Raw genomic sequence first — 16,337 nt, forward strand, 5'->3', positions numbered from 1 at the left:
AAGCTTAGTCATCGTAAAACTCAACCACACCGGTGGAAATGTTATAACAGGCGCCGACGATGTTTAATTTTCCTGAACCTAAAGCGTCTTCTAATAAGTCCGATGAGGCCAATAATTGATCCACGGATTTTTGCACATTGGCTTTTACTGCTTGCGATACGGTGACATTATCAACGCCGACTAAATCCGTTAAGGGTGTTACGGCCGGCTTAATGCGACGGACAATGGATTGAATGTGATGAGAGACACCCACGCCGGGTTCCTTAATATCATTTAAGGTGGCTGTGACCGCACCACATTCGGTGTGACCCATGACCACCACCAAGGGCGTATCAAACTCAGCCACGGAAAACTCAATACTTCCAATTAAAGAAGGCGCCACAATATTACCTGCCACTCGAATGACAAATAAATCACCCAAACCCTGATCGAACACCAACTCCGCCGGTGCGCGCGAATCGGAACAGCCTAAAATCACCGCAAAAGGCTTTTGTCCTTGGGTTAGTTCCATGCGTTTTTCGCCACTGATGGCACCACTCGGGCTCTGGTGTTCGTCAATAAAGCGTTGGTTGCCGGCTTTCAGCGCAGCGAGGGCTTGTTGGGCTCTTTTCATGGGCATGTGTATTGAGATAAAGTCGCATAATTATAAATCCCTTTCCGGCGGTTGTCAGGATATAAGCTGATTATCTATTTATTTTTAGGGTGAACACTAAAAGAGGTCAAACGCCAATCAAACAAAGGCCATTTTTGCGCAGTGACTTTAAATTTTTGAGCCTGCTTTGTATCCATCAATTCCAGTTGAACAGCTTCCAAAGTCATGACATTTTGATAGCGGCCTGTAAGCATCTGAACGTCTTCGGCCTGAATGTACTGTTGTTGGTCCAATACTTTAATAACTGTTTTATAGGGATTATTTTTAGTCGGCCATATTGCTGCTAAAGCAACCAATACCACAAAAACAGCCGCCAGGGTCTTAGTATATGGCTTCATTTTTTAGTCTCACTCAAACGTTCTGAATAATTATAGCTCATAAATATTACTCAGTACCAACCAGATACAAAGTTAACAACTGAAATCTAAACACATAGTTAAAAATTAGATTGATTTTAAGTTATTCAGCACCATAGTTACCGGACTTTTTTTAAGCGCTGTTCATGAAGATAACTTTACAAAAACTGGTTGATAATAAACTGTTTGAATGGTCCGTGGTGGTGGTCATTATTATCTCCGCACTGTTAATTGGTGCTAAAACCTATCAATTGTCACCTTGGGTAGAACAAATTATTTTATTTGCTGACTGGGCAGTCACTTTATTTTTTCTGGCCGAAATCATGGCGCGATTTATCGCCTGCGAGAACAAAAAGCGTTTTTTTAAAAATGGCTGGAATATTTTTGACACGGTGATTGTGGTGGTCAGTCTGATACCGATCCAGGACTCAGAAATGGCTTTACTGGGTCGTTTGGTGCGGGTGTTTCGTGTCTTGCGTATGGTGTCGATTATTCCCGAATTACGGATACTTATAAATTCCCTACTTAAAGCCATGCCGCAGTTATCTTATGTGATGTTGTTAATGTTTATTATTTTTTACATTTACGGCGCCGTGGGGAGTTTCTTTTTTGCCCCGATTAATAACACCTTATGGGGCGATATTGCCACCAGTATGTTGACCCTTTTTCGGGTCATGACTTTTGAAGACTGGACTGATGTGATGTATGAAACAATGTCGCTTTATCCACTAAGCTGGGCCTATTACATCAGCTTCATTTTCTTCACGGCTTTTGCCTTTCTCAATATGGTCATTGGTATTGTGGTGAATGTTCTGGATCAGGAAAAAACAGCTTATGAAAAAATGCTGGCCGTCAAAAAACACAAACTGACACAGTTAGACCGCATCGAACGAGAATTAAAGGATTTAAAAAAACTATTAGACAAGACCCATAAAAACCCTTAAAAGTCACAAAAAGCCCTGATTTGCGCCGATATCTTTAATTTTTTAGCTGAAAATGTTAAAATTTAAGCTTGTTAATCACACATTCCTCAGATTAACTTTAATTTATCCTTCCTTTTTATTTAAACAAAAAAAATTATTTATGGAAATCAGAGCTTTTGAACGCGAGAAAGACTTACAAAATGTACTCAAACTTAACCAGAGATTAGTTGAATTGCTGAGTCCGATGACAGCCCATCAGTTTGACAACATCAATGAAGATAACTCCCATGTGCTGGTGGCCGAAGAAGACGGTCAGTTTGCCGGCTTTTTTATGTTGGTGAAATCCAATGCTGATTATGAAAGTGAAAACTTTCGCTGGTTTCAAAAGCGCTATGATAATTTTATTTACGTGGATCGGGTGGCGGTGGCCAATGAATTTCGCGGTCGTGGTATCGGCAGTGAATTTTATCAGCGCGCCTTTGATTATGCTGAAAAAAACAACATTGATTATATGTTCGCTGAAATCCACATGGATCCACCCAATGAGAAGTCACTGGCTTTTCATGACAGCTTAGGCTTTGTCGAAGAAGGCACGGCAGTGCTCAAAGGTGACCATCATTACTCTTTACAGAAAAAAGTGTTCAATCCGGCAGTTGAAAAATCTGCCTAACTTAGGTCGATAATGCCTTGGCCATGGCTTCTATGCCGGATAAAGTCATGGGGAACATACGCTCATCCAACACTTTTTTTAATATCTGGGTTGAATGGGTGTAGTCCCAATAGGCTTTTTGAATAGGATTTAACCAGGCGTGATTCGGCCATTGATCTAACAAGCGCTGCAACCACACCAGACCGGCTTCCTGGTTCATATGTTCCACCGAACCACCGGCATGGGTCAGTTCATAGGGCGACATGGCGGCATCGCCGACAAAAATAACCCGATAGTCCTCGCCGTAGGTGTTCAACACATCATAGGTATTAAGCGGTTCATCCCAGCGGCGGCTGTTATCCCGCCACAGGTGTTCATACACGCAATTATGAAAGTAATAATATTCCAAATGCTTGAACTCACTGCGGGCGGCTGAGAATAACTGCTCCACCTGTTCAATGTGATAATCCATGGAACCGCCGACATCGAAAAACATTAACAACTTCACGGCGTTGTGTTTTTCCGGGCGCATTTTTAAATCCAATAAACCGGCATTTTTTGCGGTTGAGCGAATGGTGTCATCTAAATCCAACTCATCGGCAGCACCGGTACGGGCAAAATGGCGCAAATGGCGCAAGGCCATCTTAATCGAGCGGGTGCCTAACTCGACATCATCACTTAAGTTTCTGAACTGGCGTTTTTCCCAGACTTTGGTGGCACGCTGATGCCGACCCGAGCCACCGATACGCACCCCTTCGGGGTTATAACCGCCATGGCCAAAGGGCGAGGTGCCGCCGGTACCAATCCATTTATTGCCGCCCTGATGCTTGCCCTGTTGTTCTTGCAGGCGTTTTTTCAGGGTTTCCATGAGCTTATCGAGACCACCCAGGGCTTCAATCTGGGCTTTTTCTTCTTCGCTTAAATTGTTTATCCATTCAGGATCCAGCCAATCATGTGGAATTAAAAACTCCTCCAGGCCTTGCACCATCTCCAGATTATGAAAATAATGACCAAAAGCCTGATCAAAGCGATCAAAATGCTGTTCATCCTTGACCATACATAAACGGCTTAAAACATAAAAATCGTCGATGGAACCGAACACCACCTGTTTTTCCAGGGCTTCTAACAGCGTTAATAGCTCTTTCACCGTCACCGGCAGACCGGCTTTTTTTAAGGTATAGAAAAAATCAATTAACATGTAACAATTAACCTTCGCGGCGCATGATAAAGGCCATTTTTTGCAGCATTTCTACATCCTGCTCATTCTTTAACAGCGCGCCATACAAAGGCGGAATGGCTTCTTTAATGCTCTTATTCTGCAGGGTCTCCAGCGGTATATCATCCGCCACCAGCAGTTTTATCCAATCAATCAGCTCGGAAGTGGAGGGTCGTTTTTTCAAGCCCGGCATATCCCGCACTTCAAAAAAAGTTTCCAGGGCGGCATTCAGCAAATCCTTTTTCAGGTCCGGAAAGTGAACCTGAATAATGGCCTGCATGGTTTTTTTGTCCGGGAATTTAATGTAATGGAAAAAACAGCGTCGCAAAAAGGCATCGGGCAATTCTTTTTCATTGTTACTGGTGATGATAATAATCGGTCGTTGTTTCGCGGTGATGGTTTCTCCGGTTTCATAAACACTAAATTCCATTCTATCCAGCTCCACCAATAAATCATTGGGAAACTCAATGTCGGCTTTGTCAATCTCATCAATCAGTAACACCACCTGCTCATCGCTGGTAAAGGCTTCCCAGAGTTTACCCGGTTTAATGTAGTTTTTAATGTCATGAACTTTATCATCGCCCAGTTGCGAATCCCGCAAGCGCGACACGGCATCGTACTCATACAGGCCTTGCTGGGCTTTGGTGGTGGATTTGATGTGCCAGCTGATTAACCGTTTACCCATGGCCTGAGCGACTTCTTCGGCTAACATGGTTTTGCCGGTGCCCGGCTCACCTTTAATCAACAAAGGCCGCTGTAAAGTCACGGCCGCATTGACGGCCAACTGCAAATCATCGGTGGCCACATAATTGTCACTGCCGCTAAATTTTGTCATGTAAAGATTACCAATTTTTTAAAGCGGTCCATTTTAACAAGAATCCACAAGGCTTGTTAAAAGGGTTAAAACAAGGTTATTTTTCACCAAAATTTACCTTTACAGCTTAAAAATGTGCGTTTATTCTCAATTTATTAACAGCCACAGGCGTTAAATAGGGGTGTTCATAGAGGATTACAGCCATGCTCATTGATTACACGCCTAAGCGTAAAAAACCTAATAAAGACGATTCCGGTTACCGACAACCGAAAAAATTAACCAAGCGACCAAAGCAACCGGTGATTAAAACCCATGCCTTTATCACTGGGAGTCCTAAAGCGGCAGCCACACCGCCCAATCTGATTCATCGTATTTTGACCAAAATGGCATATGGTCCAAACAGCGATGATGTTGCGCACATCAATCAGTTACCCGGGGCCACGGATCATGCCAAGGTGATGGCGTATATTGACGAGCAATTAAATCCGGACACGATTAATGATGCGGCTTGTGAACAACGCTTAACAGGCGCCAATGGTTTTAACACCCTCCATAAAACCCGCCAGCAACTGTATCAACAGCATTTCAGAAAAGCGGATGGCGACACCTATGAATGGTCAGTATTTACCCGACCAACACGGGAAGTCTCTCTGGCAACCATTCTCCGGGGCATTCATTCCAGGCGTCAATTAAAAGAGATGATGGCTGATTTTTGGCACAACCACTTCAATATTTCTAACGATTCTTATGGTGTACAACCGATGTTTGTGCATTATGACCGCGATGTGATCCGGCCCAATGTACTGGGCAACTTCAGAGAAATGTTGTATCAGGTGACATGCTCAACTTGTATGCTGATTTATCTGAATAATGGCTCAAATCGTGCCTCCGCCCCCAATGAAAATTATGCCCGTGAAGTGATGGAATTGCATACCCTGGGTGCTGATAACTACTTCGGCCATATGGATTGGCAAGACGTGCCGATAGACGGTCAGGGTTATCGCAGTGGTTATGTGGAAGCCGATGTCATGGCAATGGCGCGGGCGTTAACCGGCTGGTCTTTCAGCGGCGCTGACTGGTGGGATTTCCAGAACGGCAATATCGCCACCGGTTTATTTCTTTACCGCGATGACTGGCATGACACCGGTACCAAACGGGTACTGGGTGAAGAATTTTATTACACCAGTGCCAACCCACAACAAGATTTGAATCAAATTTTAGATTTACTGGCGCAACATCCGGGCACCAATCGTTTTCTGGCGGAAAAACTGTGTCGCCGATTTATTTCGGATGAACCCAATACAACAATTATAGATGCAGTGGCCAATACCCTGCAACAAAACTGGCAAGCACCGGATCAAATCAAATTGGCGATGGAAACATTGCTTAAATCCAATGACTTTTTAACCACCTGGGCTGAGAAAATTAAGCGGCCGTTTGAACGCATTATAGGTGCTCTGCGCCAGATAAAATACACCTTTGAATTCAATCCCAATAATGAACACAGCGGCTGGCATTTTTGGGATATCTTTGTCACCGGTCACCAACCCTTCTATTGGGCTTCTCCTAACGGCTATCCCGATGTTAAATCTCACTGGCTGGGAACCTCAAGCCTGGTAGGTACCTGGAAATTAATTCAAAGAATGGCGCACCGACATGAAGATTATGACGGCAATAAACCGATACTTAATCAAGTTCTTGCCGAGACCTTTATTGGCCTGCCCAATCCTAACGACCATACCGCCACCCAGTTGGTTAATTTTTGGTATGAAAAAATTATCGGCACCATGCCTGATAACAGCACCCACAATCACCTGGCCGATTTTATGGCCAGCAAAGACTGCGCTAATCCGGTTGTCGGCAATCACAATGATGTCATTGATTTAAATGACAATTCCTGGCCGGATAAAAACCAGGACAGGCTTTATGACATGGTGGCCACCATTTTCTTCACCCCTGAATTTATTTACCGGTAATCATTATGAAAAAAATTAACCGCAGACAATTTATCCAAGGTACCGGCCTGATCACTTTATCGGGCCTGGGTGGTTTACAAGTCGGCATGGCCCGTAAATTTTTGGGCGCAAACAACGGCCCGACAAGGGATTTATTGGTGTACGTTTTTCTGAACGGCGCCATGGATGGTTTACATATGGTGCCGCCACGCAGTGGCAGCGATTATAATTATTACCGCAATGACCTGCGACCAAACTTACATATTCCCAATACGGAATCACTGGCTTTAAACGGTCAGAATGCCTTTGGCCTGCACCCGGCGGCGGTAGAAATGGCTGCTTTGTTTAACCAAAATAAAATGGCGATTGTCCATGCCACCGGTTTGAGCCAATCCAACCGCAGTCACTTTGAAGCCACTAAATACATGGAATTGGGTGCGCAGGATTTAGGCGCCACCGCCGGTACCGGCTGGTTAACACGTTATTTCCAATCCTCACTGCATACCCCTGAAAACGCATTAATACCTTCCGTGGTACCGGGTGATGCCAACTCGGCGGCTTTTCTGGGCGATCCCACCGCACTGGCATTGAATGACCCGGAAGATTTCACCATGGCCAACGGTCACTGGGCCTGGGGAGATACACAAGCTGAAACCCTGAACCGTTTGTATGAAAATCCAAACAGCCCGGAAGCCACCGTGGGCCACCAAGCCCTCTACACTTCGCAAGTTATCCAAAGCATTGATTGGGCGAATTATCAACCGGGCAACAATGCAATTTATCCGGACAGCCAATTGGGCGATCAGCTGAAAACTGTGGCGCAATTATATCGATCTGATGTCGGTTTGGAAGTGGCTTATGTGCCCACCGGTGGCTGGGACACCCATGATGGTCAAAGCTACCGATTTAATAATCTTGCCACTGAATTATCGGCCGCTTTAGCCGCATTTTATAAGGATTTACATGCCCATCACCCGGGTCGTTTTACAGTGGTTGTACAATCTGAATTTGGTCGCCGTGCCTATCAAAACAGCGCCAACAGCACTGATCACGGCTATGGCAACCCCATGTTTGTCATTGGTGATACCATAAATCCGGGTTTTCACGGTCAATTCCCCGGCTTAGGACCTAACGAATTGTTTGAAGGCGGCGATGTGAATGTCACCACCGATTACCGCGATGTGGTCAGTGAAATCTTGATGAAACGGATGCGCAACCGCTTTTTAGGATACATTTTCCCTGACTACAATAATTACAACCCACTAAATGTCGTTCAAGGTGATGACATGACGCCCATCTTTGACGCTGACTATGATCCGATATTTGCCTCGGGATTTGATTAACTAAAAACAAGTTAACAGATTTATTATTCTAAAGACCAGGCATCCAACCATTCGATGGAAACCGGCACCATATCAAATTCAGTCATCAGTCGCTGCTGGAAGTCCTGCATATGACCCGCACCATAAAAAATGGCGACTGATTGAGGCTTTTTGTCGGTGCGTGTTCGTTCCAGCACTTTCAGCGCTTTTTGATTTCTGGCAGCCACCAATGTGGACCCCTCGGGACCTTCAAAAGCAACCATCATGGACTCAGAATCAGCCAGTTCCTCCGCCACCATGCGTTTTAAGGCCAACTGTTTATCATCTGCCATTAAAACAGACAATAAACTCAGCTGACTGCCGGCACCGGCAGTGAGTTCACGGGCCAATCCGGCGCGCCACATTTGCAAAATCATGCCGGTGATGGTTTCACCTCTGTTGGTCATACTTTGTTTAAATTCATCCGGACTAAAATCGGCATGGATAAAATGTGCAGGGCTGTAATCCACGCCATCCATTTGGTAGGTTAATCCCAGTACATCCGTCATCGTCGTTTGAATACTGGTCAACAGATTTGTTTTGTCGGTCCGGGCATGTTCGCCGGTCTGTTGTCTGGGTGTGATTTTGGTGCCTTCAGGTGCCACCATTTCATACAAAACCGCGTCATATTTCGAAAACCGCTGATTAAGATCAGCAAAATAAGCCGCATCGGCCACATGCACCGCACTGACCAAATCCACATACCAATCCTGCGAATCGCTGCGGGGCTGGAAGCGCACCACCGCCACTTGCAAGGCGTCACTATTTTCCGCCATACGAATATACTGCTCAGGTACTTTATCCAGTGGTTTTAGGTTATTGGCAAACACCGGCCAGGCCATCAGACAGCATACAATCAGCCACAAACCGCGAGTTATTGAAATATGAGGTTTCATACAGAATTAAAAGTTTAGCAATAAAATCTTAGAATACAAAATAATAAAAAGGTTCAGGCATCCATATCCGGAATCAACAGATCTTCATAATGTTTGATGTCATCTTTGAGGCTTAATTTTTCTTTTTTCAGGCGTTTGATACTCAGTTCATTGGCTTCGGGTGCAGATTCCAGACCCGCCAGACGGGATTCCAGAGCTTTATGCTTTTCTTTGAGTTGACCCAAACGTTCTCTGATTTGATGTTCTTTTAATGCCATAACAACTCCATTAAAATAGTTTGCGTCAGTTTTCATGAATAGACTGACAGGATTCTCTGCTTTAGTATAAAATCTATTGCCTCGGTTCACCACAACTATTGTCACAATTATCTGTTATGAATCAAACCCGATACCGCTTTGGTAAAATTCAACAAAAATTAAGACGCCAAATCAGTGCCGCGTCAGCGGATTATGGCCTGATTGAATCGGGTGATCGCATTATGGTGTGCTTATCCGGCGGCAAAGATTCTTACACCATGCTGGCCTTATTGCAAAACATTCAGCGCAAAGCCCCTTTTCATTTTGATCTGGTGGCGGTGAATTTAGACCAAAAGCAACCCGGATTTCCAGAAGAGGTGTTGCCCGACTATCTGACCAGGCAAGACGTTGAATACCACATAATCGAAGAAGACACATTCAGCATTGTTCAGGATAAAATTCCGCAAGGTAAAACCACCTGTGGTTTATGTTCCAGGCTTCGTCGGGGCATTTTGTATCGAGTCGCCGGTGAATTAAACTGCAACAAAATTGCACTGGGCCACCATCAGGATGATGTGGTGGAAACCTTGTTTTTAAATATGTTTTTCGGCGGCACCTTGAAAGCCATGCCACCCAAACTAATCAGTGATGACGGCCGCAATACCGTCATCAGACCTTTATATTATTGTCGCGAAAAAGACATCGCCGAATATGCAAAAGTCATGGATTTTCCCATCATTCCCTGTAACCTGTGTGGTTCACAGGATAACCTGCAACGCCAGGCCATAAAGCACATGCTGAAACAATGGGACAAGATTCAACCGGGACGTATCGACAACATCGCCCGCGCCATCAAAAACATTGCACCCACTCAGTTAGGCGATGGCGAGTTGGTTGATTTTAAAGCACTGAAATCCCGCGTAGAATTACCACAGTTTGTTTAACCGGCTTTTTTCAAATAGACCAGTAACAAAGAAATGGCTGCCGGGGTCATGCCCTGAATCCGTGATGCCTGACCGATGGTGGTGGGTTTGGTCTGGTTGAGCTTTTCGGTTAATTCTGCACTCAAGCCGTTGACCGCTGCGTAATCAAAATCCACCGGCAGCGGTTTATGTTCCTGGGCTTTGGCTTTGTCAATCTCTTGTTGCTGGCGCGCCAGATAGCCTGCGTATTGGGTCTGTATTTCCACTTGTTCCAAAACAGCTTTGGTGCGGTTTGGCAGGCTGATTTCTTCAAAACCCATAAACATCGACACATTCACCTCCGGTCGTCGCAACAAGTCATAGGCACTGGTTTCTTTGGATAATTGGATGCCGGATTGGGTCATAAATTTTTGACCCAGTTGATTATGCGGGGTTAACCACACCGACTGTAAATGTTCAAGTGAACGTTCGACCTGTTGTTTTTTATCCATAAAAATTTGGTAACGATGCGCATCTACCAGGCCCAGTTCATATCCTTTCTCGGTTAACCGGAAATCGGCATTGTCTTCACGTAACATCAAGCGGTATTCAGCCCGTGAGGTGAACATGCGGTAAGGTTCACTGGCGCCCTGCGTAATCAAATCATCGATTAAAACACCGATATAAGCCTCATTGCGTGCCGGTGTCCAGCCGGGTTGACCGGCTGCTTTACGGGCAGCATTTAATCCGGCAATCAAGCCCTGCGCCGCCGCTTCTTCGTAACCGGTGGTGCCATTAATTTGCCCGGCAAAAAATAAATTTTCAACGTACTTGGTTTCTAACGTCGGGTGCAAACCACGGGGATCAAAAAAGTCGTATTCAATGGCATAACCCGGCCGGGTTATATGGGCATTCTCAAAGCCTTTAATGGATCGCACCAGTTGAATTTGCACATCAAAGGGCAGTGAAGTGGATATACCGTTGGGGTACAATTCCTGCGTATTTAAGCCTTCGGGCTCCACAAAAATCTGGTGTGAATCCTTATCGGCAAAGCGCATGATTTTATCTTCTATCGAGGGACAATAGCGCGGTCCTTTACCTTCGATACGGCCTGAGTACATCGGCGATCGGTCTAAACCACCACGGATAAATTCATGGGTTTTGAGGTTGGTGTGGGTGATATAACAACTGACCTGTTGCGGATGGTCTTCGACTTGACCCAGGTAGGAAAACACCGGCATCGGTGTATCACCGGGCTGCTCTTCCATCACACTAAAATCAACAGTTTTACCGTCAATCCTCGGGGGTGTACCGGTTTTCAGCCGGGCCACATCAAAGGGCAGCGCGCGTAATTTTTGTGCCAGAACATTGGCCGGCGGATCACCGGCACGACCGCCCTGATAGCCGCTGGTGCCAATATGAATACGGCCACCCAAAAAAGTGCCGACGGTCATCACCACGGTTTTGGCCAGAAAAGTCAGCCCCATCTGGGTTACGCAGCCTTTCACCACATCCTGTTCAATAATTAAATCTTCCACACCCTGTTGAAAAATATGCAGATTGTCCTGATGTTCGACAGCCTGACGTATGGCAGCCCGGTATAAATTACGATCACACTGCGCCCGGGTGGCACGTACTGCGGCCCCTTTTCGGGCATTTAATGTACGCCATTGAATCCCGGCACGGTCGGTGGCCTGAGCCATCACACCGCCCAGCGCATCAATTTCTTTAACCAGATGACCTTTACCAATACCACCGATGGCCGGATTACAGCTCATCTGACCAATGGTTTCGATGTTATGGGTTAACAACAATGTTTGCGCGCCGATGCGGGCAGCCGCCAGCGCTGCATCGGTTCCGGCGTGCCCGCCACCGACGACAATCACATCAAAAATTTTCGGGTACTGCATAGCGTGTCTTTATTCAAACTAACCCTTTATTTTAATGCTTTTTATGATTCAAAACAAATCAATCCATGGATTAAGCCACTGATATGCCCTCACAGCACCCTTGTCAGCTGAACAGCTGTCAGAGGGCTGCAAAAGTACCGGCCTGAAACCAATAGCCACAACCAAAAAACACGATGAGTGAAAAAATCACCGCGTCTTTCCAGTTTAATCGCAAGGTCTCATAATGACTTAAGGACCTTTTAATTTTCCTTTGAGGCTTTTTAATTTCAATTCTGGCTTGTTCTTCCAAATGTGCGCGTATTGATTTTTCAGATCTTTTCATCGCTTCACCAACTTGTTTAAATTGTGTTGATTAGACCATGGTTCTATGCACATAAAATGACGCATATCTGATAAATTATGCCGATTAATGACCCAAAAATGACCGATGAATCTTCATCGAGTCATTAGCCACATAACGCCTCAAAAATTCTTTATATTGCACTTTAAAACAAAAATTGATATGCTGATTTATCTTCAATAACAGGAACTTATTATGGGATTTTTTGATTTTATCAGTGATGCGGGTGCCCGGGTTTTTGGCAAAGACAAATCTGAAAAAGAGGTCACCTTGCCGATTATTAAGCACATTGAAAACAGTGGTGTAGATGTGGAATACGTAACCACGCAATTTAATAATGGGGTGGTTAATTTATCGGGCTATGTGCCTAACCAGGAACAAAAAGAAAAGGCCGTACTAACCGCCGGCAATATTGCCGGTGTATCGCGTGTGTTAGACAATTTAATGCTTGGAACACCACCGGATGACGCCAACGAAGCGGTTAAGGAAATGCAGGAACATGCGGTAAAAGAAAACGAGGTGGCCGGTGAAACCACCTGGGAATCGCGGACCTATACGGTTCAGTCGGGTGACACATTGGGTAAAATTGCCAAACAGTTTTACGGTGATGCCATGAAATACCCGAAAATTTTTGAAGCCAACCAACCCATGCTCAAAGACCCTGATAAGATTTACCCGGGTCAGGTTTTACGCATTCCTAAATAAAACCAGATAACCAGCCGCTTTACTGCCTGTTATAGGCGGTTAAGCGGCCGTCAGTGCCTGAATCACCCAATCAGCCGCCAAAATCCCAAAACCACTGATTACAGTTGGTGACGTGCCGTATCCTGAATCACAATCCAGCCGATAAGAGGTTTGTTTGTCGGGTTCACAAAATGGCAAGGTCATGGCCTCATCGGAAAAAATGGCCGGAATATTGAATTTTTTTAAATACTTAAAACCATGCTGTCGACGTAATTCATATCGCACTTTTTTCAATAACCGATCGCCGTGGGTTTCGGCCAAATCTTTTATCTGCAAGCGGTTGGTCTGGCGTTTGCCACCGGCACCACCGGTGGTAACGATTGGAATCTTTTTATCACGACAGGCAGCCAACAGCAGCACTTTATGTTTTACCGAATCAACCGCATCAATCAGATAATCAAAATTAGTGTTTAATAATTTTTCGGCATTTTGGGCCATAAAGAACTGTTGCTCAGCGTGCACCACACATTCTGGATTGATGTCTGAAATGCGGTCTTTCATGGCAATCACTTTTGCCTGTCCCACGGTACTGTTTAAGGCGTGAATCTGTCGATTTATATTGGTCACACACACTTCGTCAGCATCCACCAGGGTCATTTCACCGACACCGGATCGCGCCAACATTTCAGCAGCCCAGCAACCCACACCACCGATGCCGACAATAGCCACATGGGCTTGTTGCAATTGCTCAAAGCCGGTCGCGCCATAAAGGCGTTCTACACCACCAAAACGTTCTTTCATAATCCAAACACCTGCCGACAATTATGGGTCGTTTTTTGGCTTAATTCAGCCACGGAAATTTCTTTTGTTTCAGCCACAAATTCAGCCACTGAACATAAGTCCATCGGTAAATTTCGCTGATCTCTTTTATTATACAGGGGTTGATCCGGGGCATCGGTTTCAATCACCAGGCACGATAAATCCACTGACTTCACCACCTGATGTAACTTTCTGGCATTGGGATTGACCACGGCTGTACCAAAACCTAAGAGTACACCGTTGTCTGTGATTTGCCTGGCTTGCTCCACCGAGCCGTTAAAACTGTGCATCACGGCTTTAAAGTAACGGTGTTTTTTAAGCATTTCAAAAACCGCCTGAACCGCACCGTTTACATGCACTATCAGGGGAAGGTTCATGTCCTTGGCCAGTACGATTTGTTGTTCAAAGATGGCTTGCTGTGTGTTCCGGTCTAAATCATCCCGGTAAAAATCCAAACCACATTCACCCAAAGCCACTGCCTGGTTATCGTCAAGGAATTCTGCCAGTTTTTGCAGGTCTTGTTGCTTGTGTTGCTCAACAAAATAAGGGTGTAGGCCATAGGCCGGATGGACGTCGCTGTGCGCATCGGCCAACTGTTTAATTTTTGAGAATCCCGAAACAGCGGTGGCGGGCACCACAAAACCTTTGATACCCGCTTCTCTGGCTTGATTTAATAACTGAGAACGGTCTGCATCAAAACGTTGATCATCAAGATGAATATGGGAATCGATCAAACCACCGGCTCAGAAAATAAACGCGGCATCACATCACCCCACAAAACGTAATGATCCAGCAATAAAAAGGCAAACAACAGCATCAGGTACCAAATAGAATATTTAAAGGTGTTCCAGGCCAGCAGTGGTGACCGGGTGTGTTTTAATTTAAAAGTCATCCACAAAAAACGAATGCCCAGAATAACGGCACCGGCCAGATAAATCAAACCGCTCATGCCGGTGAGGAATGGAAACAAGGTGACGATAAACAATAATATGGTGTAAAAAATAATGTGCAATTCAGTAAATTTCACACCATGCGTCACGGGCAACATTGGAATATGGGCCTTTTTGTAATCCTCTTTGCGAAAAATCGCCAGCGCCCAGAAATGCGGTGGTGTCCACACGTAGATAATGGCCAATAACAGTAAAGCATCCGGCGTTACATGCCCCGTCACGGTGGTCCAGCCCAGCACCGGGGGTGTGGCACCGGCCAGACCGCCAATCACAATATTCTGCGGCGTCACCCGTTTTAAAAACATGGTGTAAATAAAGGCATAACCAATCAGGGAAACAAAGGTTAGTACCGCAGTCAGGACATTGACGAAATAAACCAATATACCGGTGCCGAGTATCGATAAGATGGCGGCAAAAGTAAGTACATTAACTGTTTTTAAACCACCACTGGGCAGGGGTCGATGTTGGGTTCTGAGCATCACCTTATCGGCTTTTTGATCAGCCCAGTGATTGATGGCCGCCGCCCCGCCGGCGCTTAAAGCTATGCCCAATAAGCCCCATAAAATCACCACCCATTCCGATGTCGGAAAATTACGCATCGATAACAGCATACCGACCAAAGCGGTGAATAATATCAGGCTTACCACACCGGGTTTAGTCAGCTCAAAATATTGCTTTAAACGGCTCATGGGCTAATTATAGGAAGCTTGACGGGTTTTATAAAGCAGATACACCAGAGCGATGAGTAACAATGCCGCCACGCCGTTGTGCATCACCGCCACCGTCAACGGCAGGTTCATGGTGACATTAATGATACCTAAGGCAATTTGTAATCCCAACAGACCACCAATTACCACGGCCATGGGCAAAAGTTCTCTGTTTTTGCAGAGTCGGTAAATCAACCAGGATAAATAAGCCGCCACCACCACAAATCCCATGCGGTGGGTCATTTGTATGGCCACCCGTGCCGGACCGTCTTTGACTCCGAATTCATAGTTTGGCCCAAATTCACGCAGTAAATTAAAACCCTGAACAAAGTCCATATTTGGCCACCATTGTCCGTTGCATTGCGGGAAACCGGTACAGGCCAGGGCGGCATAGTTGGCACTGGTCCAGCCACCCAGAGCAATTTGCAGAGCCACGAGCAACAGCGCCAGCACCACCATTTGGGTACTGACATGACCGGCATAGCGATAGCCTTTGATTTGGGGTGTTTCACGGCAGGCCAGCCAAACCAACAGGGATAAGGTCAATAAACCGCCCAGTAAATGGCTCATCACAATACTGGGATGCAATTTTAAAGTCACCGTCCACATACCCAATGCTGCCTGAAACGTGATCACCAATCCGATGATGAACGGCAACTTCGCCGACATGATGTGACGTTGTCGAAAGGCCCATATAAATAAAGCCAATACCAGCAAACCCAGGGTGCCCGCCAATATCCTGTGGATCACTTCTTTCCAGGCTTTGTGCACTTCCACCGCCCTTTCGGGGAAATTCTGATTGGCCACAGCAATCTCATCTGCCTGGGTCGGCCAGGTTAAATGTCCGTAACAGCCCGGCCAGTCAGGACAACCCAATCCGGCATCGGATAAGCGCACAAAAGCACCCAACACCACCACACACAATCCCAATCCAACGGCCAACCAGGCCACATGTTTGTATTTCATC

General features: G+C 45.7%; 18 protein-coding genes. 6 read left to right on the plus strand and 12 right to left on the minus strand.

The annotated features are described in order from the left end of the window. Nucleotides 1–4: 4 nt before the first annotated feature. A complete protein-coding gene (locus IEV16_RS06780; RefSeq protein ID WP_188364917.1) occupies nucleotides 5–613 on the minus strand; it encodes a carbonic anhydrase in 609 nt (202 codons plus the stop codon). A gap of 74 nt (nucleotides 614–687) precedes the next feature. Continuing rightward, nucleotides 688–990, minus strand: coding sequence for a hypothetical protein (locus tag IEV16_RS06785; protein ID WP_188364918.1), 303 nt, complete (start codon nucleotides 988–990; stop codon nucleotides 688–690). 164 nt (nucleotides 991–1,154) lie between these two features. Between IEV16_RS06785 and IEV16_RS06790 the strand changes: the two genes are divergently transcribed. Together IEV16_RS06790 and IEV16_RS06795 are read left to right on the plus strand one after the other, a co-directional pair. Continuing rightward, nucleotides 1,155–1,952, plus strand: coding sequence for an ion transporter (locus IEV16_RS06790; protein WP_188364919.1), 798 nt, complete (start codon nucleotides 1,155–1,157; stop codon nucleotides 1,950–1,952). Nucleotides 1,953–2,091: 139 nt separating this feature from the next. Next, nucleotides 2,092–2,601: a GNAT family N-acetyltransferase gene (locus IEV16_RS06795; protein ID WP_188364920.1), complete on the plus strand. Its 510-nt coding sequence runs from the start codon at nucleotides 2,092–2,094 to the stop codon at nucleotides 2,599–2,601. Between the two features lies 1 nt (nucleotide 2,602). On the opposite strand, the gene IEV16_RS06800 is transcribed toward IEV16_RS06795, so the two are convergent. Next, nucleotides 2,603–3,778, minus strand: coding sequence for a vWA domain-containing protein (locus tag IEV16_RS06800; RefSeq protein WP_188364921.1), 1,176 nt, complete (start codon nucleotides 3,776–3,778; stop codon nucleotides 2,603–2,605). A 7-nt stretch (nucleotides 3,779–3,785) separates the two neighbouring features. Further along, nucleotides 3,786–4,631 (minus strand): AAA family ATPase, encoded by an 846-nt coding sequence (locus IEV16_RS06805; protein WP_188364922.1) that lies wholly within the window; start codon nucleotides 4,629–4,631, stop codon nucleotides 3,786–3,788. 182 nt (nucleotides 4,632–4,813) lie between these two features. On the opposite strand from IEV16_RS06805, the gene IEV16_RS06810 reads away from it, so the two are divergent. Both IEV16_RS06810 and IEV16_RS06815 read left to right on the plus strand, forming a co-directional pair. Next, nucleotides 4,814–6,586: a DUF1800 domain-containing protein gene (locus tag IEV16_RS06810; RefSeq protein ID WP_188364923.1), complete on the plus strand. Its 1,773-nt coding sequence runs from the start codon at nucleotides 4,814–4,816 to the stop codon at nucleotides 6,584–6,586. 5 nt (nucleotides 6,587–6,591) lie between these two features. Continuing rightward, nucleotides 6,592–7,908 carry a DUF1501 domain-containing protein gene (locus IEV16_RS06815; RefSeq protein ID WP_188364924.1) on the plus strand — a complete coding sequence of 439 codons (1,317 nt, stop codon included), beginning with the start codon at nucleotides 6,592–6,594 and terminating at the stop codon, nucleotides 7,906–7,908. Nucleotides 7,909–7,931: 23 nt separating this feature from the next. Here the strand turns inward: IEV16_RS06815 and IEV16_RS06820 are convergent, their stop codons facing one another. Then, nucleotides 7,932–8,822, minus strand: a complete 891-nt coding sequence (locus IEV16_RS06820) for a hypothetical protein (RefSeq protein WP_188364925.1) — start codon at nucleotides 8,820–8,822, stop codon at nucleotides 7,932–7,934. A gap of 53 nt (nucleotides 8,823–8,875) precedes the next feature. Beyond that, complete coding sequence (locus IEV16_RS06825; RefSeq protein ID WP_188364926.1) at nucleotides 8,876–9,079, minus strand: YdcH family protein; 204 nt, start codon at nucleotides 9,077–9,079, stop codon at nucleotides 8,876–8,878. Between the two features lie 116 nt (nucleotides 9,080–9,195). On the opposite strand from IEV16_RS06825, the gene ttcA reads away from it, so the two are divergent. Then, nucleotides 9,196–10,002 carry a tRNA 2-thiocytidine(32) synthetase TtcA gene (gene ttcA / locus IEV16_RS06830; RefSeq protein ID WP_188364927.1) on the plus strand — a complete coding sequence of 269 codons (807 nt, stop codon included), beginning with the start codon at nucleotides 9,196–9,198 and terminating at the stop codon, nucleotides 10,000–10,002. Here the strand turns inward: ttcA and mnmG are convergent. Further along, a complete protein-coding gene (gene mnmG, locus IEV16_RS06835) occupies nucleotides 9,999–11,870 on the minus strand; it encodes a tRNA uridine-5-carboxymethylaminomethyl(34) synthesis enzyme MnmG (RefSeq protein ID WP_188364928.1) in 1,872 nt (623 codons plus the stop codon). The genes ttcA and mnmG overlap by 4 nt on opposite strands. A gap of 118 nt (nucleotides 11,871–11,988) precedes the next feature. Continuing rightward, nucleotides 11,989–12,192, minus strand: coding sequence for a hypothetical protein (locus tag IEV16_RS06840; RefSeq protein WP_188364929.1), 204 nt, complete (start codon nucleotides 12,190–12,192; stop codon nucleotides 11,989–11,991). Between the two features lie 213 nt (nucleotides 12,193–12,405). Between IEV16_RS06840 and lysM the strand changes: the two genes are divergently transcribed. Further along, entirely contained in the window at nucleotides 12,406–12,915 is a 510-nt protein-coding gene (gene lysM, locus IEV16_RS06845; RefSeq protein WP_188364930.1) for a peptidoglycan-binding protein LysM, read from the plus strand. 39 nt (nucleotides 12,916–12,954) lie between these two features. Here the strand turns inward: lysM and IEV16_RS06850 are convergent, their stop codons facing one another. Genes IEV16_RS06850 through IEV16_RS06865 form a run of 4 tightly spaced genes read right to left on the minus strand, consistent with a single transcriptional unit; the run spans nucleotide 12,955 to nucleotide 16,336 of the window. Continuing rightward, nucleotides 12,955–13,695: a tRNA threonylcarbamoyladenosine dehydratase gene (locus IEV16_RS06850; protein ID WP_188364931.1), complete on the minus strand. Its 741-nt coding sequence runs from the start codon at nucleotides 13,693–13,695 to the stop codon at nucleotides 12,955–12,957. Then, nucleotides 13,692–14,447 carry a TatD family hydrolase gene (locus IEV16_RS06855; RefSeq protein ID WP_188364932.1) on the minus strand — a complete coding sequence of 252 codons (756 nt, stop codon included), beginning with the start codon at nucleotides 14,445–14,447 and terminating at the stop codon, nucleotides 13,692–13,694. The genes IEV16_RS06850 and IEV16_RS06855 overlap by 4 nt, the downstream gene beginning before the upstream one ends. Next, nucleotides 14,444–15,352, minus strand: coding sequence for a heme o synthase (gene cyoE / locus IEV16_RS06860; RefSeq protein WP_188364933.1), 909 nt, complete (start codon nucleotides 15,350–15,352; stop codon nucleotides 14,444–14,446). Before cyoE ends, IEV16_RS06855 begins: the two co-directional genes overlap by 4 nt. A 3-nt stretch (nucleotides 15,353–15,355) precedes the next feature. Continuing rightward, nucleotides 15,356–16,336 carry a COX15/CtaA family protein gene (locus IEV16_RS06865; RefSeq protein ID WP_188364934.1) on the minus strand — a complete coding sequence of 327 codons (981 nt, stop codon included), beginning with the start codon at nucleotides 16,334–16,336 and terminating at the stop codon, nucleotides 15,356–15,358. Nucleotide 16,337 lies beyond the last annotated feature (1 nt).

This window comes from Marinicella pacifica (assembly GCF_014636635.1).
Lineage (GTDB): Bacteria > Pseudomonadota > Gammaproteobacteria > Xanthomonadales > Marinicellaceae > Marinicella > Marinicella pacifica.